Source organism: Monashia sp. HAY1-2A (assembly GCF_056755315.1).
The window spans coordinates 1-230 of sequence record NZ_JBNDHY010000866.1 but is presented as its reverse complement, the minus strand read 5'-3'; the positions used below and the strand labels follow the sequence as shown (position 1 = coordinate 230).

Here is a 230-nt window from a genome sequence, read left to right as displayed (position 1 = left end):
TAATTAAGGTTTCCGTTGATTGATTTTTCAGGTTTTAAATTTGACTGAACAACAACTTCACGGGATCCTGTAAGCGCTGCATGATCTTCCGTAAAAAGATTAACAACCCTGAAACCTGTCCCAAAGTTGAATCTGATGGTATGATAAGGATTCGGAGAAAATTTCCATGCAAAACGGGGAGAATGGATCGCATGATGAATTTTATCATAATCAAACCGATAGCCTAACAA

At 37.4% G+C, this 230-nt stretch carries 1 protein-coding gene; it reads right to left on the bottom strand.

Going from position 1 to position 230, the window contains the following annotated elements:
* On the bottom strand, positions 1–230 hold a 230-nt coding region (locus ACPYOM_RS24235; RefSeq protein WP_481347940.1), incomplete at both ends, for a TonB-dependent receptor domain-containing protein.